Genomic DNA, 21,515 nt, shown 5'->3' with positions numbered 1-21,515 from the left:
GCGGGGGCCTCAGGGGCGCGGGGCACGCGAAGGCACGGACGGGTCGCGGGGGCGACACTTAACATGGACGGGTTGACGAGAACGGGTGACGCCCCGCACCGGGGCGACGGACAGACATGGCGACGGGTACGGCGACGGACAGCACGGACACGACGGATACCGCGGACACGACGAACAGGGACTGACCGATCACATGAGCACGCCGAAGAACGGATCCGCCCTCGAACGTCTGCGCGGCCTGGCCCGGGAGGCGCTCAGATTCGGGGCCGTCGGCGGAGTCGGTGTCCTGGTCAACCTGGGTGTCTTCAACCTGTTGCGTGCGACCACCGACCTGCAGGTCGTCCGGGCGAGCGTGATAGCCATCGTGGTGGCCATCGGCACGAACTACATCGGCTTCCGCTTCTTCACCTACCGGGACCGGTCGGGCGGCGACGGCAGCCGGCCCCCGACCCGCGAGCTGCCCCTGTTCGCCCTCTTCAGCGCGATCGGCCTGGTCATCGAGAGCGGCGTGCTCTACGCGGGGACCTACGGTCTGGGCATGGACGGCCGGCTGGCCACGAACGTCTTCAAGTTCGCCGGCATCGGCGTCGCCACCGTCTTCCGCTTCTGGTCCTACCGCACGTGGGTCTTCAAGGCCCTGCCCGCGAGCCGCCCCCCGGCGGCCGGGGCCGTCGTCGAGCAGCGGGAACGCCACGCGACCGAGCCGGCCGCCGCGGTGGCCCCGGTCACGCCGGTCGGTCCCCTGCCGCAGGAGTCCGCCGCCCAGTAGACCGGTCGCCCGGTCCGGCCCGGCGTCGTCCCGCGGCCCGGCTCGAAGCACCCTCGGCTCAGCGCACCGTCGGCTCGAAGCACCCTCGGCTCAGCGCACCGTCGGCTCGGGGTCTTCCGCGCGCTCCGGCGCGGTACGGCTGAGGAACAGCGCGAACACCGGCGGCTGGGTCTGGAGCAGCTCCAGGCGTCCGCCGTCGGCCTCCGCGAGATCGCGTGCGACCGCCAGGCCGATACCGGTGGAGTTCCGGCCACTGATGGCCCGCTCGAAGATCCGGTTGCCGAGGTCCGGCGGGACACCGGGGCCCTCGTCCGTGACCTCCAGCACCGCCTGGTTGCCGGTCACCCGGGTACGCAGCGCGACCGTGCCGCCGCCGTGCATGAGCGCGTTCTCCACGAGGGTGGCCAGCACCTGCGAGACCGCGCCGGGGGTGCCCACGGCCCGCATGCCCGTCTTCCCCGAGCGCACGATGGCCCGCCCCGCGCTGCGGTAGGCCGGCCGCCACTCCTCGACCTGCTGTTTGACGACCTCGTCCAGGTCGAACGGAACGGCCGAGCCGGTCCGCGGGTCCCGCGAGTTCGTCAGCAGCCGCTCGACCACGTCCGTGAGCCGCTCCACCTGGGTGAGGGCGATGGTCGCCTCGTCCCGCACGGTCTCCAGGTCGTCGGTGACCGTGATCTCCTCCAGCCGCATCGACAGGGCCGTCAGCGGCGTCCGCAGTTGGTGCGAGGCGTCCGCGGCGAGCCGCCGCTCCGCCGTCAGCATCCGCGCGATCCGCTCCGCGCTGGAGTCCAGCACGTCGGCGACCCGGTCCAGCTCGGGAACCCCGTACCGCTTGTGGCGGGGCCGCGGATCCCCGGACCCCAGCCGTTCCGCCGTCTCCGCGAGGTCGGTGAGCGGGGAGGCCAGCCGGTTGGCCTGGCGTACGGCGAGCAGTACGGCCGCCACGACCGCCAGCAGCGCCACCGCGCCGACCACGGCCAGGGTGCGCCCGACCTCCCGGGTGACCGTCGAGCGGGACGCCTCGACGACCACTTCCTCGCCCTGCTCGCCGTGGGCGGTGCCCCGGATGACGCTCTCGTCGATGGGGTCGCCGACCTCGACGGGCGCCTGCCCCGGGACGGTGATGCGGGCGTACTTGCCGACGTCCAGTTGCTCGGCGAGCGCCGCGGGGTTGATCGGCTTGTTCTCCAGGACGTTCGATTCGACGATGCCCACCAGTCGCAGCGCCTCGGACCCGATGCGGTCCTGGGCGCTGCTGGTGATGGTCCGGGTCTCGACGATGACCAGGGAGACCCCGAACACGGCGATCACGACGAGCACCACGGCGAGCGTGGAGTTGATCAGGCGGCGGCGCATGACTCAGTAAGTACTAGCTCTTCTCGAAGCGGAAGCCGACGCCCCGGACGGTGGCGATGTAACGGGGGTTGGCCGCGTCGTCGCCGAGCTTCTTGCGCAGCCAGGAGATGTGCATGTCGAGGGTCTTGGTGGAGGACCACCAGGTGGTGTCCCACACCTCGCGCATCAACTGGTCGCGGGTGACGACCCGACCGGCGTCCCGGACGAGGACCCGCAGGAGGTCGAACTCCTTGGCGGTGAGCTGGAGCTCCTCCTCGCCCATCCAGGCGCGGTGCGACTCGACGTCGATCCGCACGCCGTGGGTGGCGGGCGGCTGGGAGGCCTCGGTGGCGCCGCGGCGCAGCAGGGCCCTTACCCGGGCCAGCAGTTCGGCGAGCCGGAACGGCTTGGTCACGTAGTCGTCGGCGCCGGCGTCCAGGCCGACGACCGTGTCGACCTCGTCGGCGCGGGCGGTGAGCACGAGGATCGGGAACCCGTGTCCCTCGGCCCGCAGCCGTCGGGCCACTTCCAGGCCGTCCATTCCGGGGAGCCCGAGATCCAGGACGACGAGGTCGACGCCGCCCTGCAGTCCCGCGTCCAGGGCGGTGGGGCCGTCCTCCCGGACCTCGACCTCGTAGCCCTCCCGGCGCAGGGCGCGGGCCAGGGGTTCCGAGATGGATGCGTCGTCCTCGGCGAGCAGTACACGCGTCATGTGGGTGATGGTAGTCCGCACGGGGTCAAAGGAGTGGCACGCCGATAGAGCCCTCTCTATCTGGGTACACGAGGGACTTACGGCCTTCGAATATGGCCGAACGGTTCCCGGCAAACCTGTGATCCATCTCTCAAGTCCTTCCATATCCCTCAGTGTCGTGTCGTATGGTGGCGAGACGCCTGATGCACTACCCAGGGGACCTTTGTGCCGAATTGCGAGCCAAGGGCCCTCGATTCTGTTCCGGGCGGATCGGCGGTCTCGCACACGTTCGTGTGACGGACCGTCCTGTCCGATCCGGATGACCGTGAATGACCTGTGGGCCGGGCCCTGCGCGCGAACGTGCGCGAAGGGCGTGGATCCCGGTGACCGATGTTCCTTCGCCTCCCACCCCGTGGGGCGAGACCCCCGGGCGTGGGGTGGGACTTCCGTCGCCGGTGCCGGCCACCCCCCACCGGGCGCCGATGAGCTCACAAAGCCACGCGTCCCGAGCAAGCAAGGATCGACCCATGGCTTCCAGCCTGACGAAGGACTCGGCGGATACGTCCTCCGAGAAGACCTTCTTCGGCCACCCCCGTGGCTTGGCCACTCTCTTCATGACCGAGATGTGGGAGCGGTTCAGCTTCTACGGCATGAAGGCCCTGCTCCTCGTCTACCTGCTCTCGGGTGGCCCGGATGCCAAGGAAGGCGGCCTGGGCGGCGGCATAGGGATGGACGAGAAGACGGCGATCGCCATCTTCTCCATCTACGTCTCCATGGTCTATCTGCTGGCCATGCCCGGCGGCTGGCTGGGTGACCGCGTCTGGGGTCCCCGCAAGACGGTGACCATCGCGGCCGTGACCATCATGGCCGGCCACGTGATCCTGGCCCTCCCCGGCGAGACGACCTTCTACGCCGGTCTGGCGCTGGTGGCCATCGGCTCGGGTCTGCTGAAGGCCAACATCTCGACGATGGTCGGGCAGCTGTACACGGACGCGAACGACCCGCGCCGTGACGGTGGCTTCACCATCTTCTACATGGGCATCAACGCGGGCGCGTTCTTCGCCCCGCTGGCCATCGGCACCGTCGGCCAGAAGGTCAACTGGCACCTCGGCTTCGCGATGGCCGCGGTCGGCATGGGCATCGGCCTGGTCGTCTTCCTGCTGGGCAGCAAGAACCTGAACCCCGTGAGCTCCGTCGTCCCGAAGCCGCTGTCGGCCGAGGAGCGGACCTCGTGGCTGCGCAAGGTCGCCCTCTGTGTCGCGATCGTGGGCGTCTTCTACACCGCCGTCGGTCTCGCAGGCATGTTCACCAAGGCCTGGGCGACCATCCCGCTCACCCTGATCGGTCTGATCGTCCCGACCTTCGTCCTGCTGCGCATCAAGCGGGACAAGGACCTCAGCGCGGGCGAGCAGTCGAAGATGACCGGCTACATCTGGTTCTTCGTGGCCGCCGCCGCCTTCTGGATGATCTACGACCAGGGTGCCTCGACGGTCCAGTCGTTCGGTGAGACCAAGGCCTCCGGCTCGATGCTGGGCTTCGAGTTCCCGTCGTCCTGGTACCAGTCGCTGAACCCGCTGTTCATCATGTGCCTCGCCCCGGTCATGGCCTGGGTCTGGATGTGGCTGAACCGCAAGGGCAAGGAGCCGTCCACGGTCGGCAAGTTCGCGATGGCCCTGTTCATCATCGCCGTCTCGTTCTTCTTCTTCCTGATCCCGCTCGGCATGGCCGCGAGCGGCCAGTCGGTGAGCCCGATGTGGCTGGTGGGCATCTACCTGATCCACACGGTGGGCGAGCTGTGCCTCTCCCCGGTCGGCCTCTCGGTCACCACGAAGATGGCCCCGGCCAAGTACGCCTCGCAGATGATGGGCGTGTGGTTCCTGGCCGTCACCGCCGGTGACTCCATCACCAGTCTGCTGTCCGACCCGGCCCTGTTCGGCGTGAACCTCAACGGCACCGGTGCCGTGGCCATCGAGGCCACCCTCGCCGCCTTGGCGGGCGTCGCGGTCTTCATGTACCGCAAGAAGGTCAAGGTGCTCATGGGCGACGTGCGCTGACACGTCCCCACCCCGCACGACGAACGGCCCGGCACACCGCGAGGTGTGCCGGGCCGTTCGCTTTCCCGCCGCTACCGGGTGCCGCGCAGGCGGCGCCACGGGGTGAAGGTGAAGACCGCCCCGCCGAGCAGGATCACCGTGCCGGCGACCAGGGCCAGGGCCTTGATGCCGCCGTCGTCCTGCGCGCCGGTCTCGGCGAGGCCGCCCGAACCCGAGGGCGTGCCCGCGCTCGTGCTGCCGGTGGAGGACGGGGAGCCGGAGCCGCCGGCCTGGGCGGTGGTGTCCAGTTCCAGCGAGACGGCGCTGCTGGTGGCCTTGCAGGGCACGTTGATGGGCGTGGAGCCCGGTGCCATGGTGACGTCGATGGTCAGTTGGTCGGGGGTCAACGTCACCTTCCCGGTCTTGCCGGGCTTGTAGGTGCCGGTCATGTCGCTGAGGCTGACGGGGGCCTTGTCGGGGATCGGCTCGGCGTTGGCCGGGCCGGAGACCTTGACCGTGCCGGTGTCGGCGCCGCCGAGCTTGACGTTCATCGAGGGCTTGAGGGCGCCGGCGGGCAGGGCCATGGGCGCGGCCATCGCGCCCTTGGCGGTCTTGACCGTCAGGTCGTAGGCGCCGCCGTTCTTCTTGGCGTTGACGGTGACCGGGGTCTTGATGCCGCCGGGGACGACCGGGCCGCAGTCGAAGGCGACCTCGACGGCCTTGCCCGGGAAGTCGGTCTGACCGCCGCCGCCGCCCGTGGTGGAGCCGGTGGTGGCCCCACCGGTCGTCGCGCCGCCGGTCGTCGCCCCGCCGGTCGTGGCTCCCCCGGTCGTGGCCCCGCCCGTCGTCGCCCCGCCCGTCGTCGCGCCGCCGGTCGTCGCCCCGCCCGTGGTGGCGCCTCCCGTGGTGGCGCCTCCCGTCGTCGTACCTCCCGTCGTCGTCCCGCCCGTCGAGCCGGCGGAGACGTCGATGGTGGTGCCGCCCGTCACGGTGCCCACGGGGGCGCACTTGGTGACGAAGGTCCCGAAGGGGAAGGAGACGGCGACCTCGTACCGGCCGGGCGTCAGGGTGATCTTCCCCGCCTTGGTGAGCTTGAGCTTGCCCTTCATCGTCGACATGACCATCGGCGCCTTCTTCGGGATCTCCGGGTTCTTCTTCTCCCCGACGACCTTCAGCTCGGCCCCACCGCCGCTCACCGTGAACCAGCCGGTGGGCACCACGGAGTCCTTGGGGATCACCATCAGGTCCGTGTTGTTGGAGGCGGGCTTGACCGTCTCCCACGACACGTCGACCTCGTCGCCGACCTTGGCCGTCGCGGGCGCGCTGATCTTGGCGGTGGTCTCTCCCTCCACCGGGGCGCCGCCGCCCGCGGGCGGTACGCACTTCACCTTGAACGTGGCGTCGGCCGCCTGGGCGGGGGCGGCCGCAAGCAGGATGCCCGCGCCGCCGAACAGCAGCGCGACAGCGGCCGCGCTCACCCTCCGTTGGGTCTTCACGAATGTCCCTTCGTTGTCGGACGGTTCTCAGACGGTGCGGACGCCTGTGGGGCAGGTGGGCCTGGTGGTGCTTGGGATCCCGGCGCGCTGTCCGGGGTGAACCACGGCAGGACCGCCGTGGTGGTCTGGGGGGAGGCGGCCGGGGTGTCGGCGGGCGGGGCGGGCGTGGATTCCCGCAGGGCCGGGACGCGCGGCAGTCGGGCCGTCACCGCCGAAGCCGCCGAAGCCGCCGCCTCCAGCGCCTTGGCACCCCGGTGGCGACCGCCGGTCGGGGCCCCGCGCGGTCGGACCCGGTCGACGACGGCCATGCCGACGCGGAAGACCGCGGCCGGGACGACCAGCAGGAGCAGGCCCCAGAAGAGCAGGACCCCGTACGGGCGGTCCACGCCCCACGGCTGCGCGGCCAGGACCTTGTCCCCGTACTTGAGGGAGACGGTGTAGTCGCCGTGGGCCCCCGCCGACAGGGTGGTGTCCAGGCGGATCTCCGCCTTGCCGCCGGGCGGGACGGTGCCCTTCCACCGGGCCTCCTCCCACTGGGGGGCGAACACCCCGTGGGCGGTCCCGAGTTGGAAGACGGGGTCGGTGACGGGCGCGGAGCCGAGGTTTCCGACGGTGACGGTGAACTTCCGGGCGGGCGGGGCGCCGAACCAGGTCAGGACCCCGTCGCCGCCCTCCAGCCGGACCCCCGTCAGCACCGCGAGGCGGGCCGTCCCGGATTCGGTGGGCAGTTCGGCCACCGGGTGGTCGGTGATCTTCAGCGGTATGGCGACGGTGGACTGGTCCCCGTTGACGGAGGTCACGTTCACCACGCACGGGCAGGGCTTGGGCGGTTCCACGACCGGGAGTCGGGCGGTGAACCGCCCGTCGTCGGCGACCGCGACCGCGACGCCGTCGGCGTTCGCGCAACTGTTGGTGCCGCCGATCATGTTCTGTCCGCACACCAGCAGCATCACCATGGTCCTGGCCCGCCAGCCGGCGCCGGTGACCGTGATCCCGGTGCCCTTGGCGACCTCCTGGAGGGAGAGCGTCACGGTGGGCCTGGCCTCCGCGCCGGAGGCCGGGGCGGCCGGGAACAGGGCCAGGGCCGTCAGGGCCAGGACCGAGACCACGAGGGCCGACACCATCGACACCACCGACCCCGTGGCCACGGGGGTCCCGCCCGTCCCGCCGACCTTGGCGCTCACCTGGGTACTCCCGTCAACTCGTGTTCCGTCGGCATGGGTCGTCTCGGGCGCGATACGGACCCGGCCGGCGCCGGCGGCTCCTCCCGGGGCGTCCGTCGCGTGCGTACGAGGAGCAGCGCGGCCGTGGCGGTCGCGCCGAGGGCGAGCAGTCCCGGGCCCGTCCAGCCGGCGGGGCCCCAGGGCACGAACCAGCCGGAGGCGCCGGCCGTGGCCCGTGCGCCGCCCGGGGCGGTGGCGGTGAGGGTGAGGCGGACCTGGTCGAACACCGGCGCGCCGGGCCAGGGTTCGGTGAGTTCGACGCGCTGACCCGGCAGCAGTTCCACCGGCAGGGGGTGGGCGGCGCGTCCCGGGACCTCGCCGAAGCGGCCGCGCGCGTGGAGGGCGAGTTCGGGGACGAGGGCCACGTTGCCCCGGTTGACGAGGGTGTAGGCGACGCGTGTCGCCGCGCCCTTGCCGCGTACGGAGACGTCCTCGACGGTGAGGGCGGCCAGGGTGGGACCGCCGACGCGCAGGTGGATCCGTACGGCGACCTCGTGGTCGGCCTCGGTGGCGACGAGGGCGGCGGGGTGGTCGCCTGGCGGGGTCGCGGGGGGCACGGAGACGGTGAAGGGGACCACGGCGCGGGTGCGGGCCGGGATCCTCACGGTCGCGCTCGCGCCGAAGCTCAGCCAGGAGCCGGCGTCGGTGGACCGGCGGGCGGGGCGTACCGCGAGGGCCCCGTCGGCGGTGTTGTAGGCGTCGGCGCCGCGCAGGGTGAGGGTGCGTTCCCGGTCGGTGGTGTTGGTCAGGGCCAGCCGGTCCTCCAGCACGCTGCCGGAGGTGCCGGCGAGGTAGAAGTACGGGCGTACGGAGCCGGCGGACCGTCCGGCGGCGGGCTCGGCGGTCCAGCCGGGCTCGTCGGCGCCGGCGGCGGGCGCGCCGAGGAGCAGCGCGGCGCCGGCGAGCAGCGCCGTGCCGAGGCGCCGGAGCGCGGGATCGAGGCGCCGGGGGGTGGGGGGTGCGGGCATGGGCAGGGCCGCTCCGTTCAGGGCCGGGCCTGCCGGCCGCGCCGGGTCAGCCAGAGCACGCCGGCGGCGCCGGAGAGCAGCACGGTGGCGCCGAGGGTGCCGAGCGCGAGGGCGGAGTCGGCGGGGCCGGTCTGCGGGAGGCTGTCGCCGCCCGCCGCCGTGGACGCGGGGGGTGGTGGGGCCGCGCCGCCGCCGGGGGCGGTGACGTCCAGTTCGAGGGAGGGCTTGGGGCTGTTGCCGGGGGTGCAGGTGGTGGTGGTGCCCATGGCCTTGATGGTGAGCACGCCGGCGGTGAAGGTGACCTTGCCGCTCTTCTTGGGGGTGTAGGTGCCCGAGAGGTCGGTGATCTTGATGGGGGTGTCGGCGGGCACGGCCTCGGGGTTGGGTGGGCCGGAGGCCGGGACGGAGCCCTTGTCGGCGCCGCCGACGAGGATGACGGCGCTGGGGCTCATCGCGCCCTTGCCGAGTTCGATGGGGCTGGAGGAGACGCCCTTCTGGAAGGACATCGTCAGCTTGTACCCGTCGCCCGCCTTGACCGCCTTGATGTCGATGGGCGAGACGGCCGACTTGTCCCCGATGGGTGTGGCGCAGTTGTAGGCGACGTCGACCACGTCGGCGTGGGCCGAGGGGGCGAGCGTCAGGACGGCCGCCGATCCGGCCAGCGCGGAGGCCAGCGCGAGCGCGGTGGTGCGTTTGCGGTGGGTCACCTTCGTCTTCCCCTCGAACCGTGAACCGTGAATGTCCGACAAGTTACTGACGGAACATCAGATTGGTGGCTCAAGGTACGCCGGGGGCCTTGCGGAGGGAAGACACGGAACGGGCCCGGATCGGCGGCCGGTCGGCGGGGGTTCGACGGCGCGTCGGACGCACCTGTTTCGGCCGGCTCGGCCCGGTCCGGGCCCGTGGGTGCTCGTGCGCGCCCGCGCTCGTGGTCAGACGGCGCGGACCCCTCGCTGCCAGACCTCGGAGACCAGCGGGACGCCGGGACGGTAGGCGAGGTGGACGTGGCTGGGGGCGTCCAGCAGGACCAGGTCGGCGCGGGCTCCGGCGGCGAGGGTGCCGATGTCGGTGCGGCGCAGGGCGCGGGCACCGCCGGCGGTGGCGGACCAGAGCGCCTCGTCGGGGGTCATCCGCATGTCCCGGACGGCGAGCGCGATGCAGAACGGCATCGAACTCGTGTAGGAGGAGCCGGGGTTGCAGTCCGTGGACAGGGCCACGGTCGCGCCCGCGTCCAGGAGGCGGCGGGCGTCGGGCCACTGGGCGCGGGTGGAGAACTCGGCGCCGGGCAGCAGGGTGGCGACGGTGGTGCCGGCGGCCTGGGCGAGGGCGTCGACGTCGGCGTCCGTGAGGTGGGTGCAGTGGTCGGCGGAGGCCGCCTCCAGCTCGACGGCGAGTTGGACGCCGGGGCCGTGGGAGAGCTGGTTGGCGTGGATGCGCGGGATCAGCCCGGCGGCCGCGCCGGCGGTGAGGATCGCGCGGGCCTGGTCGCCGTCGAAGGCGCCCTTCTCGCAGAACACGTCCACCCAGCGGGCGTACGGGGCGCAGGCCGTCAGCATCTCGCCGGTGACCAGGTCCACGTAGCCGGCGGGGTCGTCGGCGTAGTCGGGGGACACGATGTGCGCGCCGAGGTAGGTGACCTCCTCGGTGTGCGCGGCGGCGATGCGCAGGGCGCGGGCCTCGTCGGCGACGGTGAGGCCGTAGCCGGACTTGGTCTCGAAGGTGGTGGTGCCCTGGCGGCGGGCCTCGTCGAGGTGGCGCAGCAGGTTGGCTTCGAGTGCGGCGTCCGTGGCGGCGCGGGTCGCGGCGACGGTGGTGCGGATGCCGCCCGCGGAGTAGGCGCGGCCGGACATCCGGGCGTTGAACTCGGCGGTGCGGTCGCCCGCGAACACCAGGTGGGAGTGGGAGTCGACGAAGCCGGGGATGACGGCCCGGCCCGCGGCGTCGACGTCCCGGTCGGCGGCGGGCGCCCGGTCGGCGGGGCCGACCCAGGCGACGCGCTCGTCCTCGATGACGACGGCCGCGTTCTCGATCAGGCCGAGAGGGCTGCCGTCGCCGAGGGCGGGGTCGTTGGTGACGAGGCTGCCGATGTTGGTGATGACGGTGGTGGTCATGATTCCTCTCGGGGTTGCCCGGGCTCCGCCCCGGGTCTTTCGGCCGGTCAGCCTCGGACGGCTGCGATCGACTCGGAAAGGGCGGCCGCCACGTCCCCGACCAGGGTGTGCGCCCCGTCGCGGACGATGTGCCGGCCGCCCACCACGGTGTGGCGGACGTCGGCGGCGGACGCGGCGAACACGGCGGTCTCGGCGGCCAGTCGGGGCAGCGGACCGGCGGTGCGCACGGAGTCCAGGGCGATCGTGGTGAAGTCCGCGAGGGCGCCGGTCTCCAGCCGGCCCGCGTCGGGCAGGCCCAGGGCGGCGTGCCCGTCCCCGGTGGCGGCGGCGAGCAGGGCGTGCGCCGTCCAGTGGCCGCGGGTGCGGCTGCGCAGCCGCTCGTTCAGCTCCATCGCGCGGGCCTCTTCGAGGAGGTCGATCACGGCGTGGCTGTCGCTGCCGAGGGAGAGCGGGCTGCCGGCGCGCTGGAGGCGGGTCGCGGGGCCGATGCCGTCGGCGAGGTCGCGTTCGGTGGTGGGGCACATGCAGGTGCCGGTGGAGGTGCCGCCGAGCAGGGCGATGTCGGTGTCGGTGAGGTGCGTGTTGTGGACGCCGGTGGTGCGGGGCCCGAGGACGCCGTGGTCGGAGAGGAGTTGGGTGGGCGTGCGGCCGTGGGCGGCCTGGCAGGCGTCGTTCTCGGCGGTCTGCTCCGAGAGGTGGACGTGCAGGGGTGCCCGCCGTTCCTGGGCCCAGTGGGCGACGGTGGCCAGTTGGTCGGCGGGCACCGCGCGCACCGAGTGGATCGCGGCGCCGATCAGGGCGTGCTCGCGGGGCTTGAGGGCGGTGACCCGTTCGGCCCAGGCGTCGGCGGTGCCGTCGGAGAACCGGCGCTGGTGCGGTTCGGGTGCCTTGCCGAAGCCCGAGGAGAGGTAGGCGGTGTCGAGGAGGGTGATGCGGATGCCGGCCGCGGCGGCGGCCTCGATCAGCGCCTCGCCCATGGCGTTGGGGTCGGCGTAGGGGGCGCCGCCGGGCGCGTGGTGGACGTAGTGGAACTCGCCGACGTTGGTGACACCGGCCAGGGCCATCTCGGCGTACACCGCGCGGGCCAGCGCGAAGTAGCTGTCGGGGGTGAGGTTCTGGGCGAACTTGTACATGAAGTCGCGCCAGGTCCAGAAGGTGCCGCTGCCGACCTGGACCGTGCCCCGCAGGGCGCGGTGGAAGGCGTGGGAGTGCGCGTTGGCCAGGCCCGGAATGGTGAGGCCGCGCAGCACCTCGGCTCCGGGGGGCGGGGTCGGGGTGTCGGTGCGCAGGGCGGCGATCCGCCCGTCGGCGGACACGTCCAGGGCGACGCCCGGCTCGACGTGGGTGCCGAGCCAGGCGTGTTCCAGCCAGTACGTCTTGTGCGCGGTCACCTGCACGCGAGTCCTTCCAGTACGTCGGCGAGGGCCAGGACTCCGGCCACGCAGTCGTCCTCGGCGGCGAACTCCTTCGGGGAGTGGGAGACGCCGGTCGGGTTCCGTACGAACAGCATCGCGGTCGGGACGGCGGCGGAGAGGATTCCCGCGTCGTGTCCCGCCCCGGTGCCGAGGACGGGCAGGGATCCGCCGAGGATCCGGTTCAGTTCGTCGCGCAGGGCGTGTTCGAACTCGACGACCGGGGTGAAGGACTCCCGGACGATGCCGAGGTCGATGCCGTCCTGGTCGGCGCGTTCGCGGGCGGCCTTCTCGATGGCCGTGACGACCGTGTCGAGGGTGGCCTGGTCGGCGGCGCGCGAGTCGAGCCAGCCGCGGACCAGCGAGGGGATCGCGTTGACCCCGTTGGGCTCGACGGCGATCTTCCCGAAGGTGGCGACGGCTCCGGCGAGGGCCGCCTCGGTGCGGGCGGCCAGCACGGTCGCCGCGTACGTGAGCATCGGGTCGCGGCGGTCGACAAGGCGGGTGGTGCCCGCGTGGTTGGCCTCGCCGTGGAAGTCGAAGCGCCAGCGGCCGTGCGGCCAGATCGCGGAGGCGATGCCGACGCGGTCCCCGGACAGGTCGAGGGCCCGGCCCTGTTCGACGTGGAGTTCGACGAAGGCGCCGATGCGGGCGAGGCGCTCGGGGTCGGCGCCGATCGTCTCGGGGTCGTACCCGGCGGCCTCCATGGCGCGGGGCAGGGTGATCCCGTCCGCGTCGCGGAGCTCGTACGCCTTCTCCCTGGTCAGTTGCCCGGCCGCGAGGCGGGAGCCGACGCAGGCGAGGCCGAAGCGGGCCCCTTCCTCGTCACCGAAGTTGGTGATGGCCAGGGGCCTGGAGAACTCCGCTCCCCTCCCGCGGAGTTCGTCCAGGGCCGCGAAGGAGGACACCACGCCGAGGGGGCCGTCGAAGGCCCCGCCGTCGGGGACGGAGTCCAGGTGGGAGCCGGTGACGACGGCGTCGCCCGCGAGGGGGTCGCCGAGCCAGGCCCACTGGTTGCCGTTGCGGTCCGTCTCGTAGGTGAGGCCGCGGGCCTCGGCCTGGGCCTGGAACCAGGTGCGGCAGTCGGCGTCGGCGCCGGTCCAGGCGTGCCGGCGGTAGCCGCCGGAGTCGGCGTGCCGGCCGATGGGGGCGAGCTCGTCCCACATGGAGTGGAACGAGGTCGCCCCGGCGGGGTGGTCGCTCACGCGTCGTCGCCCTCGCGCATGGGGACGCGGACGCCGCGGTCGTCGGCCACCGACTCGGCGATGTCGTAGCCCGCGTCGACGTGGCGGATGACGCCCATGCCCGGGTCGTTGGTCAGGACGCGGCGGATCTTCTCGCCGGCGAGCTTCGTGCCGTCCGCGACGGTGACCTGGCCGGCGTGGATGGAGCGGCCCATGCCGACGCCGCCGCCGTGGTGGATGGAGACCCAGGACGCGCCGGAGGCGACGTTGACCATGGCGTTGAGCAGCGGCCAGTCCGCGATGGCGTCGGAGCCGTCGAGCATGGCCTCGGTCTCGCGGTACGGGGAGGCCACCGAGCCGCAGTCGAGGTGGTCACGGCCGATGACCAGCGGGGCGGCGAGGGTGCCGTCGGCGACCATCTCGTTGAAGCGCTCGCCGGCCTTGTCGCGCTCGCCGTAGCCGAGCCAGCAGATGCGCGCGGGCAGACCCTGGAAGTGGACGCGTTCGCCGGCCATCTTGATCCAGCGGTGCAGGGACTCGTTCTCCGGGAAGAGGTCGAGCATCGCCTTGTCGGTCTTGTGGATGTCCGAGGCCTCGCCGGACAGGGCGGCCCAGCGGAAGGGGCCCTTGCCCTCGCAGAACAGCGGGCGGATGTAGGCGGGGACGAAGCCGGGGAAGGCGAAGGCGCGGTCGTAGCCGGCGAGCTGGGCCTCGCCGCGGATGGAGTTGCCGTAATCGAAGACCTCGGCGCCGGCGTCCATGAAGCCGACCATGGCCTCGACGTGCGTGGCCATGGACTCGCGGGCGCGGGTGGTGAAGCCCGCCGGGTCCTTGGCCGCGTAGTCCGCCATGTCGTCGAAGTCGACGCCGACGGGGAGGTAGGCGAGCGGGTCGTGGGCGGAGGTCTGGTCCGTCACGATGTCGATCGGGGCGCCTTCGGCGAGCATCTGCGGCAGCAGGTCGGCCGCGTTGCCGAGCAGGCCGATGGAGAGCGGCTTGCGGGCGTCGCGGGCCTCGACGGCGAGCTGGAGCGCGTGGCGCAGGTTGTCGGCCTTGACGTCGAGGTAGCGGTGCTCGATGCGGCGGTCGATGGCGCGCGGGTCGACGTCGATGCAGATGGCGACGCCGTCGTTCATGGTGACGGCCAGCGGCTGGGCGCCGCCCATGCCGCCGAGGCCTGCGGTGAGGGTGATGGTGCCGGCGAGGGTGCCGCCGACCCCTCCTTTACCCATTGAATGCAGCTTGGCGGCGACGGCGGCGAAGGTCTCGTAGGTGCCCTGGAGGATGCCCTGGGTGCCGATGTAGATCCAGGAACCGGCGGTCATCTGGCCGTACATGGTGAGGCCGAGGTGCTCCAGACGGCGGAACTCCTCCCAGTTGGCCCAGTCGCCGACCAGGTTGGAGTTGGCGAGCAGGACGCGCGGCGCCCACTCGTGGGTCTGCATCACGCCGACGGGCCGGCCGGACTGGACGAGCATCGTCTCGTCCTGCTTCAGGGTCCGCAGGGTGCGGACCATGGCGTCGTACGAGCGCCAGTCGCGCGCGGCCTTGCCGGTGCCGCCGTAGACGACGAGCTTGTCGGGGTGCTCGGCGACCTCGGGGTCGAGGTTGTTCTGGAGCATCCGCAGCGCGGCCTCCTGCTGCCATCCCAGGGTGCTGAGTTCGGTGCCTCGCGCGGCCCGTACGGGGCGGGGTCCTGACATGGCGGGTGCCTCCTCCGGTGTGGGTCAATCCATTCACATCCTTCCTCCCTGAATAGATTCAGTCAACAGCTGCGGCCGGCCCCGTCGGATGATGGGATGGCGGACATGGCCGCCGACACGCATGCGCAGAGCGCCGCCACCCGCCGCGACCGGGCCGTACGGGCCGCCGTCCGGCAGGGCCTGCTCGACACGGAACCGCTGGTCTGCCTGCTGGACACCGCCGGGATCCGGGCGTCGGCCGACGCCCTGACCCGCGCGTTCGCCGACGCCCTGCCGGCCGGCGCCCCCGTCCTGCACGCCTTCGCGGTGAAGGCCTGCCCCCTGGTCCCCGTGCTGCGGCTGCTGTCCTCGGTCGGCGTCGGCTGCGAGGTGGCGAGCGCCGGCGAGCTGGCGCTGGCCCGGGCGGCCGGGGTCGCGCCGGAGCACACCGTGCTGGACTCACCCGCCAAGACCCCGGCGGAACTCCGCGAGGCCCTGGCCCTGGGTATCGCCGTCAACGCCGACAACGGGCAGGAGCTGCGCCGCATCGACGCCCTGGTCGCGGCGGCCCCCACCCGGTCCCCGATCGGCCTGCGGATCAACCCGCAGACCGGCGCGGGCGCCATCGACGCCCTGTCCACGGCCACGGCCACCTCGAAGTTCGGCGTCCCGCTGCGCGACCCGGGCGCCCGCGAGTGGCTGCTGCGGGCGTACGCGGACCGGCCGTGGCTCACCCGGCTGCACACCCACTCGGGCTCCCAGGGCGTGCCCCTGCCGTTGATCGCCGAGGGGGTGCGGGAGCTGCACGCCCTGGCCGAGGAGATCAACGCGGCGGCCGGGCGCCGACAGGTCGACACCCTCGACATCGGGGGCGGCCTGCCGGTGAACTTCTCCTCGGACGCCGAGACCCCGACGTACGCGCGGTACGTGGCGGCCCTGCGGTCCGCCGCGCCCGGCCTGTTCTCGGGCGCCTACGGCCTGGTCACGGAGTTCGGCCGCTCACTGACGGCCAAGCACGGGCTGGTCCTGGCGCGGGTGGAGTACACGAAGGCGACCGGCGGCCGGCCCATCGCCCTCACGCACGCCGGGGTCCAGGTCGCCACCCGCACGGTGTACGCCCCGGCGGCCTGGCCGCTGCGGATCCTCCCGTACGACGCCAAGGGCCTCCCGAAGACCGGCGCCCCCGTCCCCCAGGACGTCGCGGGCCCGGCCTGCTTCGCGGGGGACCTGCTGGCCACGGCCCGGGAGCTGCCGGAGCTGGCCCCGGGCGACCTGATCGCCGTACCGGACACCGGCGCGTACTTCTTCACCGCCCACCACGGCTACAACAGCCTGCCCCGGCCGGCGATCCACGGCTTCACGGTGGACGCCGCCGGAGCGGTCCGCTTCGCCCCGGTCCGCCCGGCGCAGCCGCTGTCCGCGATCGTCGCCGAGGCGGGCGGCGCGCACCCGGACGCCCTCCTGTGAAACCCCTGAAGCCTCGGGGGCCGGGGGTCAAGCCGACCCGGTGAGCGTCGCGCGCACCGCCGGGGTCAGCCCGACTCGGTGAGGGTCGCGCACCGCCGGGTCAGTCCGACTCGGTGAGGGTCGCGCGCACCGCCGGGGTCAGTCCGGCGACCACCGCGTCCGCGCTCAGCGACACCACCCCCGGCAGCCGCAGCAGGTAACGGGCCAGCCCCAGCCCGAGCAGTTGGGCGGCGACCAGTCCGGCGACCCGCGCCGCCCGCTCCGGGCCCAGTGCGGCGGCCAGCGCCGGCGCGACCTGCCCGGCGAACGTCTCCCGCATCCGCTGCGCGGCCCGCTCGTTCGTGACGGCCGAGCGCAGCAGGACCAGGAGCGCGTCGTCGGACGGGTCCCCCTCCCAGCGCTCGACGAAGTGGCACACCAGTGCCCGCGGCAGTTCCGACTCCGGTACGGCGCCCAGGTCCGGCAGCCGCAGGTCCACGGCCAGGGCCGCGTCGAACAGCTTCTCCTTGTTGCCGAAGTACCGCATGACCATCGACGGATCGATCTCGGCGTCGGCGGCGACGGCCCGGATCGTCGTGCGCTCGTACCCCTGTGCGGCGAATCGTTCGCGCGCCGCCCGCAGGATCGCCGCCCTGGTCTGCGCGCCCCTGCTCCCCACCTCGTGTGCTGCCATGTCAACGAATGTAGGCCAACGATCGTTGACATGCCACCGAAGCAGGCGCACCCTGAAGTCAACAGACGTTGGCCAACACTCGTTGGCATCCCGGAGGAGGCCCATCGTGACCCGTCCCGCACTCCCCGCCCACACCGAGGTCGCCATCGTCGGCGCCGGCCCCACCGGTCTCGCGCTCGCCGTCACCCTCGCCCGGGCCGGCATCGACTTCGTGCTCCTCGACCGGCAGGCAGAAGGGGCCAACACCTCCCGCGCGGCCGTCGTCCACGCCCGCACGCTGGAGGTCCTCGACGAGCTGGACCCGTCCGGCACGCTCTCCGCCGAGCTGATCGGCCGGGGCGTCCCCGTCACCCGGTTCCGGATCCGCGACGGCGCCCGCGTCCTGACCGCGATCCCCTTCGACGGGCTGCGGACGGCCCACCCGTACGCGCTGATGGTTCCCCAGTACGAGACCGAGGCGGTGCTCCTCGACCGGCTGCGCGCGCTGGGCGGCGAGGTCCACCGCCCGTACGCGGTCACCGAGGTCACCCAGGACGAACGGGGCGTCACCCTGACCACCGCGACCGGCGAGACCCTGCGCGCCGACCACGTCGTGGGCGCCGACGGCATGCACAGCGTCGTCCGCGAGGCGGCCGGGATCGGCTTCACCGGCAGCTCGTACGAGGAGTCCTTCGCCCTCGCCGACGTCACCATGGAGTGGGCTCCGGGCCGACGGGAGGTCTCGCTGACCTTCGGCGCGGCCGGGCTGACCGTGGTCGCCCCGCTGCCCGGCGAGGACGGCCGGCGTTACCGGATCGTCGCCACCGCCGACAGGGCGCCGGCCGAACCGGACCTCGGCTTCGTCCAGGCGCTCCTGGACGAGCGCGCGCCCGGACAGGCCCGCGTCACCGGGGTCCTGTGGTCCTCCCGGTTCCGCGTCCACCACCGGGTCGCCGACCGCTACCGCGCCGGCCGGATGCTGCTCGCCGGGGACGCCGCCCACGTGCACAGCCCGGCCGGCGGGCAGGGCATGAACACCGGCGTCCAGGACGGCCACGCCCTCGGCCGGGCCCTGATCAACGGCCGCCTCGACGCGTACGAGGCGACGCGCCGCCCCGTCGCCCTGCGGGTGGTGGCCTTCACCGACCGGATGACCCGCGTCGCGACCGCCCACAACCCCGTCCTGCGCGCCGTGCGCAACACCGCGCTGCCCGTGCTGGGCCGCGTCCCGGTGCTGCGCGACCGTCTCGCCAGGGAGCTCGCCGAGCTGGACTACCGCTGAGCGGCGGCCCCGCACCGGCCCTCGCGCGTCCCTACTCCACGAACAGCCCGCGCGCCGCGGCCCGGGCGTCGAAGGCCTCCAGGCGCGCCTGGGCGTCCGGCAGCGCGTCCGCCATGGCCTCCAGCAGGACCCGGCCCAGCAGCATCGGCGCGCACGCCGTGTCGAAGGCCAGTCCGGTTCCGACCGGCGCCGGGATCAGCAGGTCGCTGTGGCGGGCCACCGGGGCGAACGCCGAGTCGGCGACCGTCACCACGGTCAGCCCGGCGGCACGCCCGTGTTCGAGCGCCTCCGCGACCTCCCGCGGATGCCGGGGCAACGCGAAGCACAGCAGCGCCGACGCCCCGGCGGTCACGGCCGCGTCGATCCGGTCGGCGAGCATGGAGCCGCCCTCGTCGAGGAGCCGTACGTCGGGGTGGACCTTGGCGGCGAAGTACGCGAACCCGCGCGCCTGCGAGGACGCGGCCCGCAGCCCGAGCACCGGCAGCGGGGTCGATCCCGCCAACAGCCGCCCCGCCTCCACGACCGGCGCGGGATCGGCGAGCATCGCCGACAGCCGGCGCAGGTTCTCGATCTCGCCCTGGACGGCCTGCTGGTACTCGTTGTACGCGTCCGCGCTCCCGCCCTCGCCCTGCCCGACGGGCGCCACCTCGCGCAGGTGTCGGCGCAGCGCCGGGTACCCGTCGAAGCCGAGCGCCACCGCGAACCGGGTCACGGACGGCTGGCTCACCCCGGCCAGCTCCGCCAGCTCCACGCTCGACAGGAACGGCACCTCCGCCGCCCCGCGCACCATGCAGTGCGCGATCCGCCGCTGCGTCGGCGTCAGCCGGTGCCCCTCGAAGAGCTTCTGCAGCCGCGCGGCCGGGCTGTCGCTCATCCCGTCCCCTCCGTCCCCGTCCCGGTGAATATTCAGTCACCGAGCACTCTGCATGCGGTTATGCAGGACGGCAAGCCGCCGGCCGCTCCGCGAGACGGGGGCTAGCCCCAGTGCCGGGGCGCCCGGCGCTGCCTAGCCTGGGCGCATGGAGCGCCAAGAGCTGAAGAAGGAACTCGACGCGACGCTGGACGCGCGGCGGGAACTGGGGCCCGAGTACGAGTCCGCGCTGGTGGATTCCTTCGTCGAGAAGGTGGACGTCCAACTCCGCCGACGCCTGGCCGAGGAACGTCTGGCGGCGGCGCGCGGCGACCACCGCGCGGCGTCCTCGGACACCAACTTCGGGGAACGCTTCGGGTTCGCCATCATCACGCTGGTGCTGGCGATCCCCCTGTCCGCGATCGCCGCCGTCCAGACCGGGTTCAAGGGCCTGCTGGTGGCGTGGGCGGGCGTCGTGGCGGTGAACCTCGTCCACGCGTCCAAGTCCCTCCGCCCCACCCGCGGCCCCAAGGGCGAGTGAGCGGGCTCCGGCGCCCCGGAGCCGGCGAGTGAGCCGAAGGGGCGCGCCCGGGGAACAGGCTCCTCGCGCGGAAGACCGCGAGGAACGAGCGGTATGAGCACGTGGAGCCTGTGAGTCGGGCTGCAAGCGCCCCGGAGGCGAACCGAGCCCCCCGAAAAATGAGTAAGCGCGGGGACCGCCGCACCCCGGTTGCCCGGGGGCGGGACGACGGCGGTCCCCGCGATGGACACGGGCCGGGTCAGGGCCGTCCGCGTCCATGGCGTCGTCACGGTCCGGGAGCCGCTCCGGAGCCACGCCGACACCAGTCGGTGGGCCGGCGAGGAGCGCTTCGCGTTCTCGCCGACAACCACCACTGTGCCGGGGTCGTGTTAAGCCGGTGCTGCCGTCACGTGTCGGGCCCGTACCGTTTGCGCGTCGGGCTTACTTCGCGCCCTTGGCGAGGAACGCCAGCAGGTCCTGGCGGCTGACGACGCCGGTGGGCTTGCCCTCGACCAGCACGATCGCCGCGTCGGCCTCGCCGAGGACGGCCATCAGTTCGGAGACGGGTTCACCGGATCCGACCTGCGGCAGGGGCGCGCTCATGTGCTTCTCCAGCGGGTCACCGAGGGAGGCCCGCTGGGCGAACAGCGCCGCCAGGAGTTCCTTCTCGACGACGGAGCCGATGACCTCGGCGGCCATGACGTCGGGGTGACCGGCGCCCGGCTTGACGATCGGCATCTGCGAGACGCCGTACTCGCGCAGGACCTCGATGGCCTCGCCGACGGTCTCCTCGGGGTGCATGTGGACGAGGGAGGGGATGCCGCCCTCCTTGTCCTTGAGGACCTGGCCGATGCGGGCGGAGGGGCCCGCTTCCTCCAGGAAGCCGTGTCCGGCCATCCACTCGTCGCTGAAGATCTTGCTGAGGTAGCCGCGGCCGCTGTCGGGCAGCAGGACGACGACGACGTCGTCCGGGCCGAGGCTCTCGGCGGCCTTGAGCGCGGCGACGACGGCCATGCCGCAGGAGCCGCCGACGAGGAGGCCCTCTTCCTTGGCGAGGCGGCGGGTCATCTGGAAGGAGTCCTTGTCGGACACCGCGATGATCTCGTCGGTCACGTTCGGGTCGTAGGCGGTCGGCCAGAAGTCCTCGCCGACGCCTTCGACGAGGTAGGGGCGGCCGGATCCGCCGGAGTAGACCGAGCCCTCGGGGTCGGCGCCGATGACCTTGACCTGGCCGCCGCTGACCTCCTTGAGGTAGTTGCCGGTGCCGGAGATGGTGCCGCCGGTGCCGACGCCCGCGACGAAGTGGGTGATCTTCCCGTCGGTCTGGTCCCACAGCTCGGGGCCTGTGGTCTCGTAGTGCGAACGGGGGTTGTTCGGGTTGCTGTACTGGTCGGGCTTCCAGGCGCCGGGCTCGCGCGCGAGGCGGTCGGACACGTTGTAGTACGAGTCCGGGTGCTCGGGGTCGACGGCGGTCGGGCAGACCACGACCTCGGCGCCGTACGCGCGCATCACGTTGATCTTGTCCATGGACACCTTGTCAGGGCAGACGAAGATGCACTTGTAGCCCTTCTGCTGGGCCACGATGGCGAGTCCTACACCGGTGTTGCCACTGGTCGGCTCCACGATGGTGCCACCGGGCTTGAGGGCACCGCTCTGCTCGGCGGCCTCGATCATCCGGACAGCGATGCGGTCCTTGACCGATCCGCCGGGGTTGAAGTACTCGACCTTGGCCAGGACGGTCGCCTGAAGCCCTTCGGTCACGCGGTTGAGCTTCACCAGCGGGGTGTTGCCGACGAGGCTGATCATCGAGTCGTGGAATTGCACCATGTTCTCCAAG

Annotated in this window: 18 protein-coding genes; 5 read left to right on the top strand and 13 right to left on the bottom strand. The window is 72.8% G+C overall.

Annotated elements, in window-relative coordinates; genetic code table 11:
- Nucleotides 1-193 precede the first annotated feature (193 nt).
- Entirely contained in the window at nt 194-769 is a 576-nt protein-coding gene (locus ACFYW3_RS34175; RefSeq protein WP_351753875.1) for a GtrA family protein, read from the top strand.
- Between the two features lie 90 nt (nt 770-859).
- On the opposite strand, the gene ACFYW3_RS34170 is transcribed toward ACFYW3_RS34175, so the two are convergent.
- Together ACFYW3_RS34170 and ACFYW3_RS34165 are read right to left on the bottom strand one after the other, a co-directional pair.
- The gene (locus ACFYW3_RS34170) at nt 860-2,128 is read right to left on the bottom strand and encodes an ATP-binding protein (protein WP_351753878.1); all 1,269 of its coding nucleotides are present in this window, start codon (nt 2,126-2,128) and stop codon (nt 860-862) included.
- Nucleotides 2,129-2,141: 13 nt separating this feature from the next.
- Nucleotides 2,142-2,819 carry a response regulator transcription factor gene (locus ACFYW3_RS34165; RefSeq protein ID WP_053681251.1) on the bottom strand — a complete coding sequence of 226 codons (678 nt, stop codon included), beginning with the start codon at nt 2,817-2,819 and terminating at the stop codon, nt 2,142-2,144.
- A 506-nt stretch (nt 2,820-3,325) separates the two neighbouring features.
- Between ACFYW3_RS34165 and ACFYW3_RS34160 the strand changes: the two genes are divergently transcribed.
- Nucleotides 3,326-4,852 carry a peptide MFS transporter gene (locus tag ACFYW3_RS34160; protein WP_389388369.1) on the top strand — a complete coding sequence of 509 codons (1,527 nt, stop codon included), beginning with the start codon at nt 3,326-3,328 and terminating at the stop codon, nt 4,850-4,852.
- Between the two features lie 71 nt (nt 4,853-4,923).
- Here ACFYW3_RS34160 and ACFYW3_RS34155 read toward each other — a convergent pair whose 3' ends face one another.
- The 8 genes from ACFYW3_RS34155 to hutU form a co-directional block, all read right to left on the bottom strand.
- A complete protein-coding gene (locus ACFYW3_RS34155) occupies nt 4,924-6,309 on the bottom strand; it encodes a hypothetical protein (RefSeq protein ID WP_389388368.1) in 1,386 nt (461 codons plus the stop codon).
- Nucleotides 6,310-6,323: 14 nt separating this feature from the next.
- Nucleotides 6,324-7,451, bottom strand: coding sequence for a hypothetical protein (locus tag ACFYW3_RS34150; RefSeq protein WP_389388388.1), 1,128 nt, complete (start codon nt 7,449-7,451; stop codon nt 6,324-6,326).
- Between the two features lie 56 nt (nt 7,452-7,507).
- Nucleotides 7,508-8,518, bottom strand: a complete 1,011-nt coding sequence (locus tag ACFYW3_RS34145; protein WP_389388367.1) for a hypothetical protein — start codon at nt 8,516-8,518, stop codon at nt 7,508-7,510.
- Nucleotides 8,519-8,535: 17 nt separating this feature from the next.
- The gene (locus ACFYW3_RS34140) at nt 8,536-9,225 is read right to left on the bottom strand and encodes an LPXTG cell wall anchor domain-containing protein (protein WP_351753888.1); all 690 of its coding nucleotides are present in this window, start codon (nt 9,223-9,225) and stop codon (nt 8,536-8,538) included.
- A 225-nt stretch (nt 9,226-9,450) separates the two neighbouring features.
- Nucleotides 9,451-10,629 (bottom strand): imidazolonepropionase, encoded by a 1,179-nt coding sequence (gene hutI / locus ACFYW3_RS34135; protein ID WP_351753891.1) that lies wholly within the window; start codon nt 10,627-10,629, stop codon nt 9,451-9,453.
- A 47-nt stretch (nt 10,630-10,676) separates the two neighbouring features.
- Nucleotides 10,677-12,020 (bottom strand): formimidoylglutamate deiminase, encoded by a 1,344-nt coding sequence (locus ACFYW3_RS34130; RefSeq protein ID WP_351753894.1) that lies wholly within the window; start codon nt 12,018-12,020, stop codon nt 10,677-10,679.
- Nucleotides 12,017-13,207: an allantoate amidohydrolase gene (locus ACFYW3_RS34125; RefSeq protein ID WP_389388387.1), complete on the bottom strand. Its 1,191-nt coding sequence runs from the start codon at nt 13,205-13,207 to the stop codon at nt 12,017-12,019. Before ACFYW3_RS34125 ends, ACFYW3_RS34130 begins: the two co-directional genes overlap by 4 nt.
- A gap of 35 nt (nt 13,208-13,242) precedes the next feature.
- Nucleotides 13,243-14,928: a urocanate hydratase gene (gene hutU / locus ACFYW3_RS34120; RefSeq protein WP_351384422.1), complete on the bottom strand. Its 1,686-nt coding sequence runs from the start codon at nt 14,926-14,928 to the stop codon at nt 13,243-13,245.
- 105 nt (nt 14,929-15,033) lie between these two features.
- Between hutU and ACFYW3_RS34115 the strand changes: the two genes are divergently transcribed.
- Nucleotides 15,034-16,374: a diaminopimelate decarboxylase gene (locus ACFYW3_RS34115; RefSeq protein ID WP_389388366.1), complete on the top strand. Its 1,341-nt coding sequence runs from the start codon at nt 15,034-15,036 to the stop codon at nt 16,372-16,374.
- Between the two features lie 100 nt (nt 16,375-16,474).
- On the opposite strand, the gene ACFYW3_RS34110 is transcribed toward ACFYW3_RS34115, so the two are convergent.
- Entirely contained in the window at nt 16,475-17,047 is a 573-nt protein-coding gene (locus ACFYW3_RS34110) for a TetR family transcriptional regulator (RefSeq protein ID WP_389388365.1), read from the bottom strand.
- Nucleotides 17,048-17,153: 106 nt separating this feature from the next.
- Between ACFYW3_RS34110 and ACFYW3_RS34105 the strand changes: the two genes are divergently transcribed.
- Nucleotides 17,154-18,308, top strand: a complete 1,155-nt coding sequence (locus tag ACFYW3_RS34105) for an FAD-dependent oxidoreductase (protein WP_389388364.1) — start codon at nt 17,154-17,156, stop codon at nt 18,306-18,308.
- Between the two features lie 31 nt (nt 18,309-18,339).
- Here the strand turns inward: ACFYW3_RS34105 and ACFYW3_RS34100 are convergent, their stop codons facing one another.
- Entirely contained in the window at nt 18,340-19,182 is an 843-nt protein-coding gene (locus tag ACFYW3_RS34100) for a MurR/RpiR family transcriptional regulator (protein ID WP_053681439.1), read from the bottom strand.
- Nucleotides 19,183-19,327: 145 nt separating this feature from the next.
- Here ACFYW3_RS34100 and ACFYW3_RS34095 point away from each other — a divergent pair, with 145 nt between their 5' ends.
- Nucleotides 19,328-19,699 carry a hypothetical protein gene (locus ACFYW3_RS34095; RefSeq protein ID WP_389388363.1) on the top strand — a complete coding sequence of 124 codons (372 nt, stop codon included), beginning with the start codon at nt 19,328-19,330 and terminating at the stop codon, nt 19,697-19,699.
- Nucleotides 19,700-20,119: 420 nt separating this feature from the next.
- Here ACFYW3_RS34095 and ACFYW3_RS34090 read toward each other — a convergent pair whose 3' ends face one another.
- On the bottom strand, nt 20,120-21,502 hold the full coding sequence (locus ACFYW3_RS34090) for a cystathionine beta-synthase (protein ID WP_351753971.1): 1,383 nt from the start codon (nt 21,500-21,502) through the stop codon (nt 20,120-20,122).
- Between the last annotated feature and the right edge of the window lie 13 nt (nt 21,503-21,515).

The organism is Streptomyces sp. NPDC002602 (assembly GCF_042889445.1).
GTDB lineage: Bacteria > Actinomycetota > Actinomycetes > Streptomycetales > Streptomycetaceae > Streptomyces.
This window is presented reverse-complemented; position numbering and strand designations above follow the sequence as displayed.